The sequence below is a fragment of the Amycolatopsis sp. NPDC043889 genome (assembly GCF_056435645.1).
Genome location: NZ_JBWKEC010000023.1, coordinates 59,323 through 79,086, shown reverse-complemented (window position 1 = coordinate 79,086; position 19,764 = coordinate 59,323). Strand labels below are relative to the sequence as shown.

At 69.6% G+C, this 19,764-nt stretch carries 19 protein-coding genes and 1 pseudogene; 12 read left to right on the top strand and 8 right to left on the bottom strand.

The window, feature by feature from the left end; translation table 11 throughout:
* Window positions 1-28: 28 nt before the first annotated feature.
* The 7 genes from AC0685_RS31695 to AC0685_RS31665 all read left to right on the top strand — a co-directional run bounded on the left by AC0685_RS31695 (window position 29) and on the right by AC0685_RS31665 (window position 10,080).
* On the top strand, window positions 29-751 hold the full coding sequence (locus AC0685_RS31695) for a helix-turn-helix domain-containing protein (RefSeq protein WP_478228847.1): 723 nt from the start codon (window positions 29-31) through the stop codon (window positions 749-751).
* A 2-nt stretch (window positions 752-753) separates the two neighbouring features.
* On the top strand, window positions 754-1,416 hold the full coding sequence (locus AC0685_RS31690; protein ID WP_478228846.1) for a hypothetical protein: 663 nt from the start codon (window positions 754-756) through the stop codon (window positions 1,414-1,416).
* A 79-nt stretch (window positions 1,417-1,495) separates the two neighbouring features.
* Window positions 1,496-5,872 (top strand): HAD-IC family P-type ATPase, encoded by a 4,377-nt coding sequence (locus tag AC0685_RS31685; RefSeq protein WP_478228845.1) that lies wholly within the window; start codon window positions 1,496-1,498, stop codon window positions 5,870-5,872.
* Between the two features lie 208 nt (window positions 5,873-6,080).
* Window positions 6,081-7,559: an FAD-dependent oxidoreductase gene (locus AC0685_RS31680; protein WP_478228844.1), complete on the top strand. Its 1,479-nt coding sequence runs from the start codon at window positions 6,081-6,083 to the stop codon at window positions 7,557-7,559.
* Window positions 7,556-8,599: a hypothetical protein gene (locus AC0685_RS31675; protein ID WP_478228843.1), complete on the top strand. Its 1,044-nt coding sequence runs from the start codon at window positions 7,556-7,558 to the stop codon at window positions 8,597-8,599. The genes AC0685_RS31680 and AC0685_RS31675 overlap by 4 nt, the downstream gene beginning before the upstream one ends.
* A gap of 28 nt (window positions 8,600-8,627) precedes the next feature.
* The gene (locus tag AC0685_RS31670) at window positions 8,628-9,233 is read left to right on the top strand and encodes a TetR/AcrR family transcriptional regulator (protein ID WP_478228842.1); all 606 of its coding nucleotides are present in this window, start codon (window positions 8,628-8,630) and stop codon (window positions 9,231-9,233) included.
* Window positions 9,234-9,357: 124 nt separating this feature from the next.
* Window positions 9,358-10,080: a VanZ family protein gene (locus AC0685_RS31665; RefSeq protein WP_478228841.1), complete on the top strand. Its 723-nt coding sequence runs from the start codon at window positions 9,358-9,360 to the stop codon at window positions 10,078-10,080.
* Between the two features lie 10 nt (window positions 10,081-10,090).
* Here AC0685_RS31665 and AC0685_RS31660 read toward each other — a convergent pair whose 3' ends face one another.
* Window positions 10,091-10,546: a glycogen operon protein GlgX gene (locus AC0685_RS31660; protein ID WP_478228840.1), complete on the bottom strand. Its 456-nt coding sequence runs from the start codon at window positions 10,544-10,546 to the stop codon at window positions 10,091-10,093.
* Window positions 10,547-10,646: 100 nt separating this feature from the next.
* On the opposite strand from AC0685_RS31660, the gene AC0685_RS31655 reads away from it, so the two are divergent.
* A complete protein-coding gene (locus tag AC0685_RS31655; RefSeq protein ID WP_478228839.1) occupies window positions 10,647-11,372 on the top strand; it encodes a TetR family transcriptional regulator in 726 nt (241 codons plus the stop codon).
* Window positions 11,373-11,580: 208 nt separating this feature from the next.
* Here the strand turns inward: AC0685_RS31655 and AC0685_RS31650 are convergent, their stop codons facing one another.
* Window positions 11,581-12,684 carry an epoxide hydrolase family protein gene (locus AC0685_RS31650; protein ID WP_478228838.1) on the bottom strand — a complete coding sequence of 368 codons (1,104 nt, stop codon included), beginning with the start codon at window positions 12,682-12,684 and terminating at the stop codon, window positions 11,581-11,583.
* Between the two features lie 90 nt (window positions 12,685-12,774).
* On the opposite strand from AC0685_RS31650, the gene AC0685_RS31645 reads away from it, so the two are divergent.
* Window positions 12,775-13,233, top strand: a complete 459-nt coding sequence (locus tag AC0685_RS31645) for a MarR family winged helix-turn-helix transcriptional regulator (RefSeq protein WP_478228837.1) — start codon at window positions 12,775-12,777, stop codon at window positions 13,231-13,233.
* Here AC0685_RS31645 and AC0685_RS31640 read toward each other — a convergent pair.
* Together AC0685_RS31640 and AC0685_RS31635 are read right to left on the bottom strand one after the other, a co-directional pair.
* Window positions 13,230-14,105: a LysR substrate-binding domain-containing protein gene (locus tag AC0685_RS31640; RefSeq protein ID WP_478228836.1), complete on the bottom strand. Its 876-nt coding sequence runs from the start codon at window positions 14,103-14,105 to the stop codon at window positions 13,230-13,232. The genes AC0685_RS31645 and AC0685_RS31640 overlap by 4 nt on opposite strands.
* Before the next feature lie 51 nt (window positions 14,106-14,156).
* A complete protein-coding gene (locus tag AC0685_RS31635; RefSeq protein WP_478228835.1) occupies window positions 14,157-14,912 on the bottom strand; it encodes an SDR family oxidoreductase in 756 nt (251 codons plus the stop codon).
* A gap of 151 nt (window positions 14,913-15,063) precedes the next feature.
* Here AC0685_RS31635 and AC0685_RS31630 point away from each other — a divergent pair, with 151 nt between their 5' ends.
* Together AC0685_RS31630 and AC0685_RS31625 are read left to right on the top strand one after the other, a co-directional pair.
* A complete protein-coding gene (locus AC0685_RS31630; RefSeq protein ID WP_478228834.1) occupies window positions 15,064-16,284 on the top strand; it encodes a hypothetical protein in 1,221 nt (406 codons plus the stop codon).
* A gap of 151 nt (window positions 16,285-16,435) precedes the next feature.
* Window positions 16,436-16,556: pseudogene (locus tag AC0685_RS31625) on the top strand (IS481 family transposase); the annotation flags it as partial.
* A gap of 3 nt (window positions 16,557-16,559) precedes the next feature.
* On the opposite strand, the gene AC0685_RS31620 reads toward AC0685_RS31625, so the two are convergent.
* Complete coding sequence (locus AC0685_RS31620) at window positions 16,560-17,078, bottom strand: CGNR zinc finger domain-containing protein (RefSeq protein ID WP_478228833.1); 519 nt, start codon at window positions 17,076-17,078, stop codon at window positions 16,560-16,562.
* A 204-nt stretch (window positions 17,079-17,282) separates the two neighbouring features.
* Window positions 17,283-18,092, bottom strand: coding sequence for a tyrosine-type recombinase/integrase (locus tag AC0685_RS31615; RefSeq protein ID WP_478228832.1), 810 nt, complete (start codon window positions 18,090-18,092; stop codon window positions 17,283-17,285).
* Window positions 18,093-18,146: 54 nt separating this feature from the next.
* Here AC0685_RS31615 and AC0685_RS31610 point away from each other — a divergent pair, with 54 nt between their 5' ends.
* Window positions 18,147-18,356 carry a hypothetical protein gene (locus AC0685_RS31610; RefSeq protein ID WP_478228831.1) on the top strand — a complete coding sequence of 70 codons (210 nt, stop codon included), beginning with the start codon at window positions 18,147-18,149 and terminating at the stop codon, window positions 18,354-18,356.
* 83 nt (window positions 18,357-18,439) lie between these two features.
* On the opposite strand, the gene AC0685_RS31605 is transcribed toward AC0685_RS31610, so the two are convergent.
* Both AC0685_RS31605 and AC0685_RS31600 read right to left on the bottom strand, forming a co-directional pair.
* A complete protein-coding gene (locus AC0685_RS31605; RefSeq protein ID WP_478228830.1) occupies window positions 18,440-18,865 on the bottom strand; it encodes a nucleoside deaminase in 426 nt (141 codons plus the stop codon).
* Window positions 18,862-19,731, bottom strand: coding sequence for an LLM class flavin-dependent oxidoreductase (locus AC0685_RS31600; protein WP_478228829.1), 870 nt, complete (start codon window positions 19,729-19,731; stop codon window positions 18,862-18,864). Before AC0685_RS31600 ends, AC0685_RS31605 begins: the two co-directional genes overlap by 4 nt.
* Window positions 19,732-19,764 lie beyond the last annotated feature (33 nt).

Here is a 19,764-nt window from a genome sequence, read left to right as displayed (position 1 = left end):
CCCTGGGGCACGGTGTCCAATGCGGGGGATGTCCTGGAGCACACGGGAGCTGGCGGAACTGGCCGGCACGACGCTGAAGACCGTCCGCTACTACCACCGGATCGGGTTACTCGACGAGCCGGAAAGAGCACACAACGGGTACAAACGGTATCGCGTCGAGCATTTGGTCCGGTTGCTGCGGATCCGGCGGCTGGTGGACCTGGGTGTGCCGCTGTCCGAAATCCCGGCGATGGCGGACTCGGACGAACGCGCGGAGCAGACGCTGCGCGCGCTGGACGAGGAACTGCGGGCGAGTATCGAGCGGCAGCAGCGGATGCGCGACGAATTGGCCTTGATCCTGCGCCGCCGCAGCCTGGTGGACCTGCCACCGGGCTTCGACGGGAACGTCGAGGGCATGACGGAGGAGGAACGGTCGTTGATGATGATCTTTTCGACCGTGCTGGACCCGGCCACGATGGCTTCGCTGCACGCGCTCCAACCGGCGTCCCGGCCCGCCGTCCAGACGGAGTTCGACGAACTGCCCGCGGACGCCGACGACGCGACGAGGCAGCGCATCGCCGAGGCCCTCGCGCCGGTCGCCCGCGACCAGTACGAAGCCCAGCCCGGGTTGCTGGACGCGAAGACGTGGAAGGCCCTCACCAAACCGGTCGTCCTCCACGGCGTGGTGGATCTGTACAACCCGGCCCAGCTCGACGTTCTGCAGCGCGTGAACGCCCTGCTCGACCTCAACCCACCGGAAGCGACGTCCTGACCATGGTCAAGAAACTCAAACGACGGTGGCAGCTCTCCAGGGTCAGGTCCGGGGACGGATCCGCGCTGGCCGAGTACCGCCGATGGCAGCTGTTCTCCCGTTCGCTGTTCTTCCTCGATCTCGAAGCACACGTCTACGCGGTCGACGTCCGGTACCTCGCCGACGCCAAAACCCGGAAGCAGCACGAGGACGCGGTCGGGAAAAGCCCCGCCGCGCTGTACCGGGACGGTGTCCAGCTCTTCCGGTCCAACCTTCCCGCGGCGTTCCCCGTGCCGGGAGGTGTCATCGAAGTCGCCACCAGCGCGGTCGGGCTGAAGCGCATGCACTTCGTCCCCGACCACGGCGGCGAGCGAGCACTGCGTCCTCACCCTCGTTCGCAGGAAGGACTGCGGGCGAGGTTCGGACGGCGGTTCCCCCGTACCAGTGCCGCGATCGGCGCGGTCTCGCTCGTATTCCTGCTGATCGCGCTCGTCGTGGGTCTGCTCCAAGGCGCGGAGGCCGTCACGAAGATCCCCGTCGTCGCCGAACACGTCGGCACGTTCACTTCGCCGGTACCGCTGCCGCAGTGGGCGAAGATCACTCTCGGGGTGGCGGGATTCTTCTCCGCCCTCGAACGCGCGCTGAGGCTCCGGTACAACCGGTTGATCGACTCCGTCACCTCTTGAGGCGGAAAGGGGATTCGACCTTCCGGCACGCGGGTACTCGGTGAGATCCACAAGGCACCGAGCGCGAGGAGGATTCCGCATGCGGCGGACGGACCTGGAGACCGTGGACGTGCTGGGTGTCGCCTTCCCCAAACCGTCGCGGACGCTGGGGCGGGTCGCCCGGGGGCTGGCCGGGCTGGCACTTCTGCCGCTGGAGGGAATCCCGGGACGCGGACCGCGGCGGGCGGTCTGGTCGTGTCCCGGCAGGCTCTACATCGAGACGCACGGCGTGAAAGGGCCGAACGGCGCCCACGTCGCCCGGCGGGTGGAACGAGCCTTGACGGAGATCCCCGGTGTGCGATGGGCGCAGGTGAACGCGCCGACGTCGCGAGTCGTCGTCGCGGTCGGGGCTCCGGGACCCCGGCGTCTGGAGCTGATCCGCGCGGTCGAACGAGCCGAGGCGGAGCCCGCTTCCGAAGCCGAGCTGGTCGAGGAGGACGAACTGCACCATCCGGCGGACGGCACCACGGCGACCCGGCTGCCCTCCACACTCGCGGCGGACGCCGCGGGATTGATGCTGTCGGTGGCTTCGAAGATCATGCCGTGGGCTCCGTTGCCGACGGAGGTCGCGGCACTGGCGTCACTCGTCGACCTGCACCCGCGGTTGCGTGCCTTGGCGGACCGGAAGCTGCGCGGACGGGAAAGGGCGGATTCGGCCACCTCCATCGGTGCGGCGCTGGTCCACGGACTCGCGGCCCGCAGCGAGGGGACGGTCCTGGACATCATGGTCCGCGGCACCCAATGGCGGGAAGCCAAGGCGCACCAGCGGGCCTGGTGCGAGGCCGAGTCCAGGCTGGTCGGACAGCGCGAGCACGCCGGCGCGGACTCGGTGGTGAGCGAACGACCACGGCCGCTTCCGGAAAGTGCCGCCGATCGTCACGCCCGCCGGTCCATCACCGCCGGAGCCGCGGCCGCCGCGGCGACCCTGCCGTTCGTCGGGCCGAGGCGCGCCGCCGCGGTCGGGATCTCCGCGTTGCCCAAGGCCCCGTCCAACGGCGCGGCCGCCTATTCCGCCCAGCTGGGCCAAGTCCTCGCCAGGCGCGGCGCGCTGGTGATGGACCGGTCCGTGCTGCGCGGGCTCGACCTGCTCGACACGATCGTCATCGACACCACGGCGCTCGGTGCGGGGGCGAACGTCCTCAGCGATCTGGTCCCGTTTCCCGGTGGTGACCCCGTGGACCTGACGGCTGCCGCTTTCGCGTTATTCGACCCGGAGAAACCCGAGGTGGTCCGGCGGGACGGCGAGTGGACGCTCGGGCCGGTCGAAGACCTGGACGGTGGCGAAGGATTCCCCGACCGGCAGCGGATGCTGGACCAGGGCGCCCACATGGTGCTTGGGCTGGTCCGTGACGGGAATCCGGCGGGACTGCTCGCCGTCACGCAGGAGCGCTCACCCGACGTGGACGCGTTGGCTTCCGCGGCCGAGGCCGCCGGGGTGCGGGTGGTCCAGACCGACGGTGAGGAGGTGCTCGACGCCGTCCGCGAACTCCAGGCGGACGGACGTGTGGTCATGCTGGTCTCCGATGATCGCCGGGCGCTGGGGGCGTCCGACTGCGGAGTCGGCGTGCACGAGGACGGGACCCCACCGCCGTGGGGCGCGCATGTGCTGATCGGCCGCGACATAGGCACGGCCGTCCTGCTCGTCGAGGCGATCACCGCCGCCAAAGCGGTCGTCCGGGACTCGACGATGTTCGCGACCGCGGCCAGCGGAATCGGTGGCGTGACCGCGCTCAGCGCCCGGCGCAGGCCCGCCGCGAGCGGGCTTCGCGCGGTGAACGCCGGGGCGCTCATGGCTTTCGGTGACGGGATCTGGCGCGCCCGCACTCTCACCGGCGAGCGGAAGGCTCCTTCCTCAGGCCGTGTGGCGCCGCCATGGCACCTGATGCCGGCGGACCTCGTGCTCGACCGGCTCGGTTCGGGCCCGCGTGGTCTGGACGAGCGCGAGGCCCGGCGGCGGGCGCCCGCCGACCGCCCGGGCGCAGAACGCGGCGCCGGCACGAGCATCGCGAAGGCGTTCATGGCCGAGCTCGCCAACCCGCTGACCCCTGTACTGGCCGGTGGCGCGGCGGTTTCGGCCGCGGTGGGCTCTCCGGTCGACGCCGCGCTGGTCGCCGGAATCGTCGGGGTGTCGGCGCTGATCGGCAGCGCGCAGCAGGTGCACACCGACCGCGCCCTCGCCGGGCTCTTCGAACGGTCCGCGACGGTGACCACCGTCGTGCGTGACGGTGCCGAGCGGCAGATCGTCGCCGACGCGCTGGTGCTGGGTGACGTCGTGTCGCTGCGGTCCGGCGACGTCGTACCCGCGGACTGCCGGGTGCTCGAGACGACCGGCGCGGAACTCGACGAGTCCTCGCTGACAGGGGAGTCGTTGCCGGTACCGAAGACCCCGGCGCCGGTCGTGGCCGCGGAACTCGCCGAGCGGGCGTCGATGCTGTACGAGGGCACCACGGTCGCCGCGGGCAAGGTGTCCGCCGTCGTCGTGGCGACCGGAGACGAGACCGAGGTCGGACGGGGGATGGCCGCCGCACGAGGTGCCGCCCCAGAGACCGGCGTCGAAGCACGGCTCGCGTCGCTCACCGAACAAGCCTTGCCGGTCGCGGCCGGCTCGGCGGCCGCCGTCGCGGGCGCCGGGCTCATCCGTGGCGTACCGCTGCGGCAAAGTGTCGGGGCGGCGGTGAACCTCGCGGTCGCTTCGGTGCCGGAAGGCCTGCCGTTCCTGGTGAACGCGGCCCAGCTCGCGGCCGCTCGACGGCTCGCCCAACACGGCGCGCTCGTCCGTAATCCGCGGACCATCGAAGCGCTCGGGAGGGTCGACGTCCTCTGTTTCGACAAGACCGGCACCCTCACCGAAGGCAAGCTGAGCGTCAACCGGATCGACGACGGCAGGACCACCGCCTCGGTGAGCCGGCTGCGGAAGAGCCACCGGTCGGTGCTGGCCGCCGCCGTCCGCGCGACGCCCCGGGCGGAGAACCCCGAGAAGCTGCCGCATCACACGGATCAAGCCGTGCTCGAAGGCGGCATCACCGCGGGCGTGGACGCCGGCGGCTGGGAGAAGACGGGCGCCGTCCCGTTCGAGCCGTCGCGGGGATTCCACGCGACCAACGGGAAACTCGGCGAACGGCACGTGGTGTGCGTCAAGGGCGCACCGGAGACCGTCCTTCCGCTGTGCACCAGGCACGGCGATCGGCCGATGAGTGTGGGTGTCCGGAGCAGGCTGGAGAAGCGGGTCGGCCGCCTGGCCGCTGCCGGGCACCGCGTCCTCGCCGTCGCCGAGCGCACGGTGTCCACAAAGGATCTTTCCGAGGACGACGTCGCCGATCTCCGGTTGCTCGGCTTCATCGCCTTGGCGGATCCGGTGCGCGACAGTGCCGCACCGGCGGCGGATCGGCTTCGCGAGGCCGGAGTGCGCACGGTGATGATCACCGGCGATCATCCGGCCACCGGCGAGGCCGTCTCAGAGGAGATCACCGGCCGCAACGGCGACACCAAGGTGCTCACCGGCGCGAGGATCGAGGAACTCGCCGACGAAGAGCTCGATCGCGAACTCGCCGACGTCGACGTGATCGCGCGGTGCAGCCCGGCGCAGAAGGTCCGGATCATCCAGGCGTACCAACGCGGTGGCCGGGTCGTCGCGATGACCGGTGACGGCGCGAACGACGCCCCGGCCATCCGGCTCGCCGACGTCGGGATCGCGCTCGGTCAGCGGGGTACGGCCGCGGCGAGGGCGGCCGCGGACCTCGTGGTGACCGACGACCGGCTGGAGACGATCGTCGCCGCGCTGGTGGAAGGCCGGGCGATGTGGGCGTCGGTCCGCGAGGCGCTCGGCATCCTGCTCGGCGGGAACCTGGGGGAGATCGCCTTCACCGTGCTCGGCTCGGCCGTCACCGGGCGTTCGCCGCTCACCGCCCGCCAGTTGCTGCTGATGAACCTCCTCACCGACCTGGCGCCCGCGCTGGCGATCGCGTTGAGCAGGCCGGACGGCGAGTCCGTGCCGGAGTTGCTGCGCGAAGGGCCCAGCGCGTCGCTCGGGAACGCTCTCCGGCGCGACATCACCACGCGGGCGGTGACCACGACACTCGGGGCATCCACCGCGTGGACCCTCGCGCGGCTGACCGGCAGGCGACGGCGGGCGAGCACGATCGCGCTCGTCTCCCTGATCGGTACCCAGCTCGGGCAGACGCTGGCCGTCGGCGGCCGGGACGGCACCGTCCTCGCCGCGGGGCTGGGCTCCGCCGCACTGCTGGCGATCCTGGTCCAGACTCCCGGGGTCAGCCAGTTCTTCGGATGCACGCCGCTCGGGCCGGTCGGCTGGGGGATCGCACTCGGCAGCGCCGGTACGGCGACCGTCGGCGGCCTGCTGCTCGTACGCCGCGAGGTCGAGGCTCCGGATCGTGTCCGTCCGCCCGAACTCGCGTGATTGAAGACCGAACTCGCGTGATTGAAGCCGTAACTCGCTGATCCGGCCCGAGACACGCGTGATGCGGCTCCAAACACGCGAGTTACGGCTTCAATCACGCGAGTTACGGCTTCAGGCACATCTGTCGGCATCTTGACAGCCTGTGGCGTCGTTCATACATTCATACAAGCGTTGTCAAACTGTATGAATGACGCTGGGAGTTGGTCGTATGCGACTCGGCAAGACCGCCGTCGTCCTCGGTGGCAGCGCCGCCGGACTCTGCACCGCGGGCGCGCTGGCCCCGTACTTCGACCGCGTGCTGGTGCTCGAACGCGACGAGCTCCCGGCCGAGGCCGAACACCGGCGCGGGGTGCCGCAGAGCAAACATCCGCATTTCCTCCTGAACTCGGGCCGCCGCGCGATCGGAGCGTTGTTCCCCGAATTCGAGGACGACCTCATCGCCGCCGGCGGACTGCATCTCATGCCGTCCATGGACGCCGCCTACCTCGACGGGAAGGGCTGGTCGGCGCGGAAACGCAGCGCGATGACGATGATCTACAGCTCGCGGATCCTCATCGAACGCGTGCTCCGGGACAAGGTCCGCGGGCTGCCCAACGTCGTGATCCGTGAGGGCGTCGCGGTCAGTGGGCTGAAGACCCGGGACGGCGCCGTCACGGGGGTCGGCTTCTCCACGGGCGACGGCGAGGAGCACCTCGACGCAGACTTCGTGGTGGACGCGATGGGCCGCGGTTCCCCGGTCGGCGCGTGGCTGGTGGCGGCCGGCTGGCCGGAACCCGAAGTGCGGACCCTCGACGCCAAGGTCACCTACACCTCACGCTGGTACGACCTGCCGTCACCCGAGGAGCGCCCGCCGTCGTGGTGGTGGCGGCATCTGGTGATCATGCCGACCCCCGACAAGGGCCCGCATCCGGACGAGCACGAGTTCCTGGTGAACTTCTTCCCGATCGAGGGCAACCGGGTCATCGCGTGCATGGGCTCGTGGGGCATCGAGATGCCCCGCACCACCGAGGCGTTCGTCGAGTCCGCCCGCCGAGTGCGGGCACCGCTGTTCGCGGCCGCGATGGACCGGTCCACGCCGATCTCCGAGGTGCACCTCACCCGATCGACCGGCAACAAATGGCGGCGCTACGACCGGCTCCGCACCCCGCCGGAACGGCTGGAGTTCGTCGGCGACTCGATCTGCGCGTTCAACCCGTTCTACGCACAGGGCATCAGTTCCGCCGCCGGTTCGGCGCTGCTGCTGCGCGAGCACCTCGCCGGCGCCGAGCGTCTCGACACCGGGTTCTCCGCACGTTTCCTCGCGGCCCAGCGCAAGCTGCTCACCGTGCCGTGGAGCCTGGCGATGGCGAGGGACCAGGGGTACGCCTGCGCGGTGGGCACCGAAAAGGCGGGGGAGTGGAAGCGACGTCTGCTCTCGGCGGTGTCCGGTCCGGCGTTCAGGCTCATCGTCGGCGCAGCTCGCGAAGACGACGTGGTCGACGAGCATTTCGCGAAGGTGTTCAACCTCGACGAGTCGCTGCGCGACATGATGACGAACCCGAGGGTGATCGGGGGCCTCGTGCGCTACCGGATCCGGGCGGCGCTGGGGCGGCACCGGATCCCGTTCGACTTCGACGCCCGCGCCGAGCCGCCGGTCACGGACTATTCACCGGAAGGTGGCGCCGCCGAACCGGCGGTCGCCCGATGAGCGTCGTATGCGGTGCGGACGCGGAAGCCGTCACCCGAGGCCTCGGCTTCGACTGTCACGACGTGTCCGCCTGGCTCTCGATCCGCCCACCGTGGGCGGCGGGGCACTGGACGATGCCGCTGCTGGAACTGCTCGTCCTCGGCGGAGCCGTGTTCGCGCTGGTGCACGCCGTCCGCCGTCACCGCCAGGGCGACTCGGTCAATCTGGCGCTGTGGTGCGCTTCGCTGGTCTACCTCTTCGTCATCGAACCGCCCCTGTACTTCCCGGAATGGTTCGGCCTCGAGCGGCAGTACGGATTCATCTTCGCCCACAACCGGTTCACCGTGCAGTTCATGTGGGACCGGCTGCCCCTCTACATCGTGGCGTTCTATCCGATGATCAGCCAGCTCGCCTACGAACTCGTCCGGTCGCTGGGGATCTTCCGTGCGCGCGGCGCGCTGGCCGGGTCGGTGGCGGTCGCCTTCGCCTGCCAGGTCTTCTATGAGGTCTTCGACCACCTCGGGCCCCGGCTGAAGTGGTGGGCCTGGAACGGGAACAACCGGATCGTCAATCACCCGGCACTGGATTCCGTGCCCATGACCAGCATGCTGCTCTTCGCGTCCGTATCCATGGGCGCCATGACCTATCTGGTGGTGCGGCTCGCCGGTGGTTCGAGGCGCGGGTGGTCGCTGGTGGCACGCATCGTGGTGGCCGGGGTCCTCACGCCGCTGAGCATGGCGATCGCCGGGCTCGCGTCGAGCCTCTTCGGCGGCAACGTGACGGTGCGAACCTGGATTCTCGCCGTCGAGCTGGCGCTGCTGTGGGCGGCGGGAATCTGGATCTTCGTCCGGCATCGAGGCGCTGAAGAGCCTCGTTCGCTTTTCGTCCGGTACTTCCCCGCCGTCTACCTGGGTGTGATGGCCGTGTTCTGGCTGGGCGCCGTCATCGAAGACGGTGTCACACTGGGGAGCGGCCTGTACGTACTGGCCTGCTTCGTGGCCGCCGGCCTGATGCTCGCCGCGCTGTACCACGTGCGTCGCCTGGCACCTGCCACCGTCTGAGATTCTCCGTTCGGGGAAGATGAGGCGCATGGGGCACCACGGATGGCGGGGCAATCCGCCCGGAACCGAGCGCGAGGCACGTCGCCGGATCGTCGAGGCGGCGACCGCCTGCATCGACCGGGTCGGCCTCGCCAAGACCAGCCTCTCCGACGTCGCCGCGGAAGCGGGCGTCACCCGGCAGACCGTCTACCGCTACTTTCCGAGTCTCGCCGACATCCTCAGCGCCGTCGCGCTGGACCGGGTCGAAGAGTTCGCCGGCCGGATGGAGCGGCATCTGGCCACGTTCGCCGACCCCGCCGAGGTCGCGGTGGAATCCGTGGTGTTCGGCGTCCGTGCGGTCCCCGACGAGCCGTACCTGGGACTGCTCCTGAAAGCGGGTGAGGCCGATGTCTTCACCGTGGCGGTCACTTCCTCGCAGTCGTTCGCGCTCGGCGCGCGGATCCTGCGGAACGTGCCGGTCGACTGGGCCGCGGTGGGCGTCACGGCCGACGAGCACTTCGAGGGCCTCGCTGAAATGCTGATGCGGCTGTTCCTGTCGTTCCTGCAGTACCCCTCGACACCGGCGCACACCGACGAACAGTTGAGGGCCTTGGTCCGACGATGGATCGGTCCGGCGCTGACCGCACGGCCGTGACAATCGAACCCCGTGAACTATCAACGCGGATGGTAGTTATTCACCGACAATAACCAGGGTCCTTGTCTGGTCTTCACGATGCTGCCACCCTCGCCGAAGACGATCATCGGCGAAAGGGGAGTGCATGGGATGGTGGTGGCGGGCGTTCTCCGACGTCGCACCGTGGTCGCTGCTCGCCGCCGCGGCCGGTGCCGTCGTCGCCGAATTCGTCGCGCGGCTTCGGGGGAACCGGCGTCGCCGGTCCGCGATCGCGCTGGATTTCGCTTTGCTGGCCTCGCTTTTCGCGGTGCTTCCGGTCGTGTTCGTGCCGGCGCCGACGGCGGGCCGCGGTTCCTCGGTGAGTCTCCACCTGCTGGGTGATGTCCTGCCCGTCTTCGAGGATCGCCCGGATCTCGCCTTGTTCCAGTTGGCGGGCAACGTTTTGCTGCTGGCGCCGCTCGCGGTGCTGGCGCCGGTGCGCTTCGACTGGGCGAAGCCGGTTCCGCGGATCGTCCTGGCGGCGTTCGCGGTGTCCGTATCGATCGAATGCCTTCAGGTCTGGCAGGGCGCCGGACGGGTGGGTTCGCTGGACGACGTCTTGTGCAACACGGCCGGGGCCGCGCTCGCGGCCTGGTGCGGAAGCCGGTGGCGAGGCCGGGCGACGGGCAGCGTTCGCGTGTGGCACCGCTCGGGAATCGAAGTCCGGCGTTCCGGTGTGGTGAACGCCCGCCGCGGTCAACGGCTGATCGGCCGCGTGACCCTGAGCGATCTGCCGCCGCTGGCGGAAGGGGCGACTCTCGAGATCACCCTGTCCGAATCGGACGGTGGAGCGCTGCTCGTTTCCGCGCAGGCGTCGGTGGCGGCATGAGCCGCGTGCGCTACCTCGGCCGGACGCCCGCGAGGACGGCGTCCAGGCTGGGAAGCCACCGCTGTCGGGGATCCGGTGCCGAGAGCCATTCCGCGTGGGCCTCTGCCCGGCCGGAGTCGGCGGGAAGGGGGAGCAGTGTGCCCCAGGCGAGTACTTCGACGTGCTGCGGCAGGGAATCCCGAGAGGGGATCAGCCCGTCGGTCTCCGCGAGAATGGCCACACGCGGTCCCTGCTGCGTCAGTACCGTCATGGCGGGGCCTTCGCAGCCGGTCTCGGCGAGCCGGGCGAGGACCTGGGCGCCGTTGATCTTGGGCAGGGTCACCGCGCAGATCCCGCTTTCGAGGACCAGGAACGGCTGCGGACCTCGCCATTTGAGCGACCAGCCGAAGAGCCGACCGTAGAAGGCATCGCCCCGGGGGCGGATCGAACGTGACTCGACCGGGAGCACTTGGTGGTCCAGCGACATCGTCGGCGCCTTCCGAGCGGGGGAGGGGACACGGCCCCGGGAACTCCGCACAGCCTAACGGCACTCAGTGCCACTAGCAAGTGGCTGCTACCGTCCCGCTATGACCGATTCGCCGCGCCGGGTGCCGGTGACCAGAGCCGGCGCGACCCCCGCGGGGAGGCGCCGGCTGCGTCGTGCGCTCGCGGCGGCGGCCGTGGACCTGTTCGTGGCGAAGGGCTACGAGGCCACCACGGTGGACGAGATCGCGGCCGCGGCAGGGGTGGGCCGCCGGACGTTCTTCCGGTACTTCGACGCCAAGGACGACGTGCTCTTCGCCAACCACGACGAGATCGTGGCGGAGATGGAGGAGACGTTCGCCGCCGCGGATCCGGACCGTGATCCCGTCGAGGTGGCATGCGCCGCCGTCGGACTGGTCCTCGACTCCTACGCCGCGGAACTCGACGTGTCGCTCAAGCGGTTCACGCTGACGCGGACGGTGCCTTCGTTGCGGGACAAGGAAGTCGCGACCGTCGACCGCTATCAGCGCGTGCTCGCCCGCTACTTGCGGGCGCGGTTCACCGAACAGGGTGACGAGACGGCGAGCCTGCGGGCGGCCGTGGCCGCGGCGGCGATCGCGGCCGCCAACAACCACGTGCTCCGGCGCTGGCTGCGCAGTGGCGGGCAGGACGACATCGCGGCCAGCGCGGCGGAGGCATTCGCGCTGGTGATCGACGCGTTCAAGGTGCAGGACGCCGCGGTCGAAACGACCATGGTGGCGGTGATGACCACGTCGACGCCTCTGCACGACGTCATCGCCAAGGTCAACGCCGCCTTGGCCGAACAGTAAGGACTGGCACTCAGTGCCACGGAGGTGCTTGCCAGGCGTCGTCCAGGGGGAGCGGAGTGGCGCGCCATACAGGACGCTGGACGGCGGGGGAGTGTGGCGCGGCGATCGCCGTCCGGTCAGTCGGGAGGCCGACCGGCCTCCCGACGACATGCTGAACCTTCGAAATGTATAACGACCTATACAGCACGGCAAAAGAGAAAACCCAGACTCATCTCGCAAAAAACTGCACAGAGGTGAGGCCGAGAAAGAACTTCCGGATGTCTTCGGCGAGCAGGTCCGGAACCTCCATCGCGGCGAAGTGCCCGCCCCGGTCGAACTCCGACCAGTGCCTGATGTCGTACAGCCGCTCGGCCAGTGGTCGCACCGACTGCGTGATGTCATGCGGGAGCACCGCCACGCCGAGTGGGGCGCGGCAAGGAGCGTTCCCCCTTCCGGTGTCGTGGTGGAGGCGCGCGGACGACGCCGCGGTCGCGGTCAGCCAATACAGCGAGATGTCGGTGAGCATCCGGTCGTCGCTGACCGGCGTGCGCGGGTCTGTCCACTGTGCGAAGCGCTCGGCGATCCAGGCGAGCTGGCCGACCGGTGAATCGGTCAACGCGTAGCCGATGGTCTGCGGGGTGGCGGCCTGCAATGCCTGATACGGCGGGCGATTCGCCATGAGTCGCTTCACCTTCTCCAAGCGAGCTTCGTCCTCTTCGGACAGTTCGAGACCGGCGTCCGGATCCGGCCGGGTCGGCAGGTAGTTCACGTGTACCCCGACCACGTGCTCCGGTGCCGCCGCGCCGAGTGCCGTCGAGATCCCCGAACCGAAGTCGCCGCCTTGTGCGCCGTAGCGCTCGTACCCGAGGCGGCGCATCAGCTCGGCCCACGCCCGGGCGATCCGGTCGGTGCTCCAGCCTCGTTCGTGGGTCGGGCCGGAGAACCCGAAGCCCGGAATCGAAGGGATCACCAGGTGGAAGTCGGGTGAGAGCGGCTCGATCAGGTCGAGGAACTCCAGGAACGAACCGGGCCAGCCGTGGGTGAGGACCAGTGCGAGCGCGTCCGGGTTCGCCGACCGGACGTGCACGAAGTGGATGTTCTGACCGTCGATCTCGGTGGTGAAGTGCGGAAGCTTGTTGAGTTCGGTTTCGTGGGCGCGCCAGTCGTATCCGGTTCGCCAGTATTCGGCGAGTTCCTTGAGACGGGCGAGCGGAAATCCGTAGTCCAGGCCCGCGTCGGCGACCTCGTTGGGCCAGCGGGTGCGGGCCAGCCGGTCGGCGAGGTCGTCGAGATCGGTCTGGGGGATGTCGATGTGGAAGGGCTTGATCGTCACGCCTGGCTCGATTCGTTGGGCAGATAAACGTTTGGTGTCCCAACGATACCGGAATCGTTCGGGTGCCCAACGATTCGTTAGACTCGTCACATGGAGAACTCCTCGGACGAGCCGTGCGGCGGCTGGCGGAAGCTGCCCAGCTGGCTGCTCACGCAGACCGCGAACCACGCGCATCGCCTGGTGACCGACGGGTTCGCCGCGGTCGACTCCCGTGGCTACCACTACCGCGTGCTGGCGACGCTGGACGAGTTCGGGCCTGCCAGCCAGGCGATGCTGGGCCGCCGGAGCGGCATCCACGTGAGCGAGATGGTCGCGGCGATCAACGAGCTCGCCGAACGTGAGCTGGTCGAGCGTGCCCCGGATCCGGCCGATCGGCGGCGTAACGTCATCTCGCTGACCACCGCGGGCAGGCGGCAACTGCGACGGCTGGAGAAACAGCTGGCCGAACGGCAGGACGAGCTGCTGGCTCCGCTTTCGGCCGACGAGCGGAAGCGGTTCACCGAGCTGCTGTCGAAGCTACTGGACCACCACGACCGGCTCGGCCTCTAGAAGCCTTGAGCGGACGCGAGAAACGCTTGGCGTGCGTCGGAAGTGCTGTGCTGCGGCCAAAGGGCTTGCAGCGGGACGTGCGCGGCAGGCCGCAGTTCCCTGACCTGGACGGCGCCGCCCGCCGCCGGTCCGGGTGACGCGGTCACGAACGCGACGCCTTCGGTGTCGAGGACGGCGGCCACCGGTGGCGTTCCCTGGATGGGGTTGCGGCGTACGTTGGGTTCGAATCCCGCGTCGCGGCAGAGGTTGACGAGCAGATCGGTGTAGCCGGACCGGCCTGGGTGTCCCCAGACGGTGATCTCTTCGCCGTCGAGGTCGGTCAAGGCGAGGTACTCGCGTTCGGCGAGCCGGTGTCCGGTGGCGACCGCGACGTTGAGCCGCTGCCGGATCAGGGTGGTCCCGACCAGGCCGTGCGCGAGGGTCAGCGCGCGGCCGAGGCCGAGGTCCAGTTGCCCGCCGAGCAGTTGTGCGACGAGTTCGTCGGGGTAGCGCTGGTTGACGTCGATGATCAGGTCCGGGTCGCTCTGGTGTTTGCGCAGCAGGGCGGTGACCTCGTCGCCGGTGACGGCCGGGGTGTGGCCGACGCGGAGGCGTTCCGGTTCGCTGCGGCCGATGCGCCTGGCGCGCCGGACGGCGGAGTCGGCGATGCCGTGCAGGAGGTGGGCGTCGGCGATCAGTGCCTGTCCGGCGGGGAGCACGGTGACGCCGGTGGCGCTCCGCTCGAGCAGGGGGACGCCGACCTCCCGCTCGAGCGTGCGCACCGACGTCGACAGCGCCTGCTGGCTCAGGTGCAGCCGGGCCGCCGCGCGGGTGAAGCTGCCTTCTTCGGCGACGGCGATGAGGTGGTTCAGCTTGTACAGGTCCAGGCCCACCCCGGGGTTCCTTTTCGTGTCCGGTCTACGGCGTCTTGGCCAGCGTAAGGGTCAGCGGGTGGTGTAGCCGCCGTTGGGGAACATCGTCTGGCCGGTGAACCAGGCGCCGTCGGTGGCCAGGAACCTGATGATCGGCACGATGTCCTCGATCTTCGTGAGTCGTCCGCCCATCGCCTGGGACTTGTGGAATTCGACCCGCTCGGGGGTTTCCTGCGGGTAGAAGAACGGGGTGTCCATCGGGCCGGGTGCGACGACGTTGACCGAGATGCCGCGGTCGGCGAACTCCTTGGCGGCGGCCCTGGTGAAGTGCTCCAGCGGGGCTTTGCCGCCGGCGTAGGTGGAGTAGCCGTCGGTGAAGGCCGCCAGCAGGGACGTGCCGAGGCTGATGATCTTGCCGTTGTCGGAGAGGCGTCGTCCGGCTTCCTGGATGAAGAAGTAGGCGGCTTTGGCGTTGACCGCGAACATGCGGTCGTAGTCCTCCTCGGTCGTTTCGAGGATCGGCTTGCGCAGGACCATGCCGGTGGTGTTGATCGCGATGTCGGCGCCGCCGAAGGTGTCGACGGCGGTGTCGAAGAGGCGGCGGACGTCGGCGACCGCGGTGAGGTCGCCTTGGACGGCGATGGCTTCGGAGCCCGCGCCGCGGACGGCTTCGACTGTCTTGCCGGCGTCGGCCGCGGAGGCGTCGCCGTGGTAGTGGACGACGATTTTGGCGCCGGCTTCGCCGAGGGTGGTGGAGAGGAGCCCGCCGAGGTTCTTCGCGCCGCCGGCGATGATGGCGACGGTGTCCTTGAGGTTCTGTTCGCTCATGACTTCGAACGTAGGAGCGGGGGCGGTGGCTGGGAAACACAAGATCGAGGTGGGGTCACAAGCCGGGTTTGTGGCCTTCCCCACCTGCGCGGAGCCTGGGAATCTTCGGGATCGAGCGGCGAGCTGGCCCCGCATTGTGGACACTCTGAGCGTGCTCCGAGAAGTCGACGACCTTGATCAGCCCGCCGCTCCCGAGAGGGCGCCCCGGCAGGGGCGTCCGGCGCGCGTGTTCGAGAGAGCGCTCGACAGACTGGCGTGGTCGCCTTATCCGAGGGCGATCCTGTTGTATCTCGTGATCCGGACGGCGAGTGTCCAGCTGCTCGATCTGCTGGCCGCTCGGCGTGGTGCCACGTTGACCGATCGGCTCACGGCGTGGGACGGGCAGTGGTATCTGCGATTGGCGGTGCACGGGTACGCGGATCTGCCGGGGACGCTGGACGCGGCGCGGCAGCCGTATTCGGACGCGCCGATGGCGTTCTTCCCGTTGTATCCGAAGCTCGTCGGCGCGGTGATGTGGCTAGGGCCGGATGTGGTGACGGCGGCGTTGACGGTGTCGGTGCTGGCCGGTCTGGTGCTGGCGTGCGGGTTGATCCGGATCGGGCGGGCGGTTTCGCCGGAGCGGGGTGACCAGACCGGGTTGTTGCTGGTGGCGTTGTGGGCCGGGGCGCCGATGGCGATCGTGTTCTCGATGGCTTACACGGAAGCGGTGTTCTGCGCTTTCGCGGTGTGGTCGCTGGTGGGTGTGCTGGAGCGGCGCTGGATGCTGGCTGGCCTGTGCGCTTTCGCGGCCGGGTTGTCGAGGTCGACGGCGGTGGTGCTGGTCGCGGTGGTCGTGGTGGCGGCGTTGGTCGCGGTCTTCCGGCGTACCGAGAAGCGTTGGTGGGCGTTGGCGGGTGCGGTGGTGGCTCCGCTGGGGGTCGCCGGGTATCTGGGGTTCGTCGCGTATCGGACGGGCAGTTGGACCGGTTGGCAGGACATCGAGTTGCGGGGCTGGAACACCGAGTTCGACTTCGGTGCGGAGACCGCGGATTCGGTGCTGGCGCGGTTGACCGGGGACGAGTCGGTGTTCAGCACGCTGACGGTGTTGTTGCTGCTGGGTGCGGTGGTGCTGGTGCTGGTGGCGGCGTTCATCCGGGTTCCGTGGCCGTTGACGCTGTACGGGGCCGGGGTGCTGTTGCTGGCGATCGGTACGCGGGGGTTGCCGGATGCGAAGATCCGGTTCATCCTGCCCGCCTTCCCGGTGCTGGTGCCGATCGCGATCGGATTGTCGAAACGGCGGACGGTCACGGCGGTGGCGGCCGCGGTGGCGTGGGTGGTGCTGGGTGCGTGGTTCTCGGCGCACGCTCTGACGGCGTGGCGGTACGCGATCTAGCTGTATCGGCGGCATGGGCGGAGACGCGATCACCCTGTCCGGGCACGCCCTGCGCTCCAACGCCTTCCGCATCCTGGGCAGTGGCTTCGGCTCACGGGACGCACCCGGCGAGCGTCCCGGCGAAAATCGGAGCACGGATCGCCAATGATCGGCAGGCCACGGCATCATCGCCGAACGTGTCCTCACAGACGACGGCTCCTGCCGCGGTCGAGCGTCTGAATCGCACCCTGCTCGACAAGTGGGCGTACGTGCGCCCGTACTCCGGCAACGCCGGACTACATCCAGCCCGCTTGCCGGTTCCGGTGGTCGGCGACGTGGACCCTGGTCGCGCAGCGGGTGGAGCAGAATCGGCGGCGGCCGTTGCGGGAGACGTCGACGTAGACCGTTTCGCAGCCTTCGCGTGAGCAGACGCCGAAGCGGTCCGGAGTGTCGCAGACGAGGTGTGCGAGTCCGCCCGCGGTGTAGGCCCGGACTCGGGACGCGGTGCCGGCGTGTGCGTCGACGTAGTGCAGGTGGGGTGCCTTGCCGTCGTGGGTGGAGATGTAGGGCTTGGACGCGGAATCGTGGAGCAGCGCGTTGACCAGGTCGACGCGGGTGGCGGGGTCGGCTTCGAAGACGTCGCGGAGTCTCTTGGTCCAGGCGATGATCTCGGTCGATTCGTGGTCCTTTACGGCGGCGACGGTCATGCGGTCGCGGAAGATCGTGGTCAGCGTCGCCGGGTCGGCGGCGTCGCCGAGGTTGACGAGGTCGGCGGCGATCTGCGCCGCCGCACCGCCGTAAGGGTTGAAGTGCATTGACTCATTACAGCACGATCGGGGCATGGAAGCGAACGAGTGCCCGCGGTGTGGGTGGCCGCTGGCCGAACTGCCTGGAAGCGCGACGAATTCCCAGCGGGTCTCCCAGGGGAGGCTTGAGTACGTCCGGTGCCTGTGCGGGAGCTGGCTCGCGCGTGTCGACGGTGTGGTGATCGGGGCGACGAAGTCCCAGCTGGGGCAGGCTCAGTTCTGACGGTGTCGCGCGTCGGCGAGCAGTTGCGCGAGCGCGTGCACGGGAGAGGTCTCCAGCTTGTGGCGATGCGCGTCGTAGCGGTCGCGGGTCGTGCGGATGTCGGCGTGTCCCAGCAGGTCCTGGACCTTCTGGACCGGGACGTCGTTGGCCAGCAGCAGGGTTCCCGTGGTGCGCCGCGCGGTGTGCGGGGAGATGGTGTTCGCTTCGGCGAGTCCGGCGGCGTGGGCCTGTGCCCGCAGGAGGAACCAGACATCCCGTTGCGCCAGTGGTTTCCCGCCGGATTTGGTGCTGTCGTAGCGGTGGGGCATGGTCGCGAGCAGCGGGCCGGTCAGCTCGTCGGGGCGGACGCCGGTGCGCGCGGCGCGCAGTTCGAGGTAGCGGCGCAGCGGGTGCTGGGCGGCGGGGACGAGGTCCTGCACGGTGGCGGTGGTGAGGCCGGAGACGCGCAGGCCGGTGTAGAACAGGATCGCGACGACTGCGGCGTCGCGCCAGGACGGTTCCGTGTCGTTCGCGCGGGCGCGCTTCTCCATGTGGTTCAGCAGTTTCGCCGTCGACTCGCCGCCGAGTGCCGGCAGTGGCGGGGTCTTGCCGGTCTTGGGCCGGTTGACCGCGGAGACCGGGTTGCGGTCGGCGATGTCGTTGGACTGCAGGTACCGGTACCAGCTGGAGATGCCGGCGAGGGTGCGCGCGACGTTGGAGTCCGCGGCAGGCCGTCCTTGCCGGTGACGGTGAGGGTGTTCTTCCAGGCGTCGACGTCGGCGCGGCGCGCCATGAGCGGGTCGAGCCCGGTGCGGGCACACCAGCCGAGCCAGGCGGAGAGGTCGGCGTAGTAGGCGCGGCGGGTGTGATCGGTCTTGTCGGTCTCGAGCCAGAGCGTGGTGATGTGCCGGATCGCGTACCGGTCGAGCGGGTCGGCCGGAGGAAGCGCGGGCAGCAGTGCGACGGCTTCGGCGAGGATCCGCCGCCGGTTCTCGGGCCTGGTCTCCGGAAGCCGCGACGGCGGTTCCGGCGCGGTGGGCACGAGTTCGGCGGACATCGTGATCATCCTATGCGCCGGTCCGTGAAGTCCCCCTTCACGACCCGCAAGTCCGTGAAGGCCTCCTTCCCTACTTTCAGGGTAGGGAAGGAGGCCTTCACGGACCGGGGCTCAGGTGTAGTAGCCCTCGACGGGGACGCGGGCCTCGTCGTACAGCGCGGGCCCCTCCAGCCGAACAGGCGGTGCGGTGACGGGCGGCTTGAGCGCGGTGACCTGTTCGCCGGAGAGGGCGAACACGACCCTGCCCAGGCCGGAGCGTTCGATGGCGCCCTGACACATCCCGCATGGCTGGCAGCTGGTGTACATGGTGGTCTTCGCGGCGACGGTGGGTTCGAGTTCGCGGGCGGCCCACACGGCGAGTTTCAGCTCCGGGTGCAGGCTGATGTCTGATTGCGACACCGTGGTGTTGTGGTCCTCGGCCAGCACCGTGCCGTCGGCGCCGACGAGCAGCGAGCCGAAGGGCGGGTCGCCGTCCTTGCGGGATTTCGCGGCCAGTTCGATGGCGCGGCGGAGGAACTTCTCGTCTTCTTCGGTCATCGTCGGTCCTGTTCGGTTCGGTAGCGGCCCAGTTCCCAGTGTGCGGCCACGGTCGCCAGTGCCTGCCAGGCGGCTTCCGGGCGGAGGGTCTCGTCGGGGTCGCCGGAGAACGGGTCGAGCACGATCGTCTCGGCGCCGAGATGCTGCAGGCGGTCGAGGTCGTCGACGATCTGCTCGATCGTGCCTTCCCCGGCGGGGCGATCGGGTCCGGTCGCGGGGCGTTCGGTGACGTTGAGCACGATCCGCGGGGCGAACGCGGGGACCGGCCGATCGTGGGCATCGGCGATGGTCTTGACCCTGGTGAGTGCTTCGGTGAGCCAGGGGAGGGTGGCCCGCAGCGGGTGCCAGGCGTCCCCGATCCGGACGGCGCGGCGGATCCCGGCGTCGCTGTTGCCGCCGACCCAGATCGGGATTTCGCCGGCGCGGTAGTCGGCGTCGTCGGCCCACGCCTTCCGGACGGCGTCGAGGTGGCCGTCGGTCAGCCGTCCCCGGTGCTCGAACGGGACGTCGAGGGCTTCGAACTCCTGACGGGCCCATCCTGAGGCGACACCGAGTACGAGCCGGCCGCCGCTGAGCTGGTTCAGGTTCGCGGCCATACGGGCGATGAGCAGTGGATGCCGGTACGGGACGATGAGCACGGTGGTGCCCAGCCGGATCCGGTCGGTCACGCCGGCGAGCCACGACAGCGTCGTGAACGGTTCGTAGAATGGAGCCGGGTACTGCTCGGCGACGTCGGGGGTGATGGCGACGTGGTCGGACACCATCAGCAGGTCGTAGCCGAGGCCTTCGACCGTGGTGGCCCAGCCGCGGAGGATCCCGGGGTCGGTCCCCGGTCCGAAATTCGGGACGTTGACACCTATTCGCACAGGTCAAGGCTATCGGCGGGGCCCGAATCCCGG

What these genes read in the sequence shown, in the direction of transcription:
- AC0685_RS31695 (WP_478228847.1), top strand. Translation starts at nt 29, where the DNA reads ATGTCCTGGAGCACACGGGAGCTGGCGGAACTGGCCGGCACGACGCTG.
- AC0685_RS31690 (WP_478228846.1), top strand. Translation starts at nt 754, where the DNA reads ATGGTCAAGAAACTCAAACGACGGTGGCAGCTCTCCAGGGTCAGGTCC.
- AC0685_RS31685 (WP_478228845.1), top strand. Translation starts at nt 1,496, where the DNA reads ATGCGGCGGACGGACCTGGAGACCGTGGACGTGCTGGGTGTCGCCTTC.
- AC0685_RS31680 (WP_478228844.1), top strand. Translation starts at nt 6,081, where the DNA reads ATGCGACTCGGCAAGACCGCCGTCGTCCTCGGTGGCAGCGCCGCCGGA.
- AC0685_RS31675 (WP_478228843.1), top strand. Translation starts at nt 7,556, where the DNA reads ATGAGCGTCGTATGCGGTGCGGACGCGGAAGCCGTCACCCGAGGCCTC.
- AC0685_RS31670 (WP_478228842.1), top strand. Translation starts at nt 8,628, where the DNA reads ATGGGGCACCACGGATGGCGGGGCAATCCGCCCGGAACCGAGCGCGAG.
- AC0685_RS31665 (WP_478228841.1), top strand. Translation starts at nt 9,358, where the DNA reads ATGGGATGGTGGTGGCGGGCGTTCTCCGACGTCGCACCGTGGTCGCTG.
- AC0685_RS31660 (WP_478228840.1), bottom strand. Translation starts at nt 10,546, where the DNA reads ATGTCGCTGGACCACCAAGTGCTCCCGGTCGAGTCACGTTCGATCCGC.
- AC0685_RS31655 (WP_478228839.1), top strand. Translation starts at nt 10,647, where the DNA reads ATGACCGATTCGCCGCGCCGGGTGCCGGTGACCAGAGCCGGCGCGACC.
- AC0685_RS31645 (WP_478228837.1), top strand. Translation starts at nt 12,775, where the DNA reads ATGGAGAACTCCTCGGACGAGCCGTGCGGCGGCTGGCGGAAGCTGCCC.
- AC0685_RS31635 (WP_478228835.1), bottom strand. Translation starts at nt 14,912, where the DNA reads ATGAGCGAACAGAACCTCAAGGACACCGTCGCCATCATCGCCGGCGGC.
- AC0685_RS31620 (WP_478228833.1), bottom strand. Translation starts at nt 17,078, where the DNA reads ATGCACTTCAACCCTTACGGCGGTGCGGCGGCGCAGATCGCCGCCGAC.
- AC0685_RS31605 (WP_478228830.1), bottom strand. Translation starts at nt 18,865, where the DNA reads ATGACCGAAGAAGACGAGAAGTTCCTCCGCCGCGCCATCGAACTGGCC.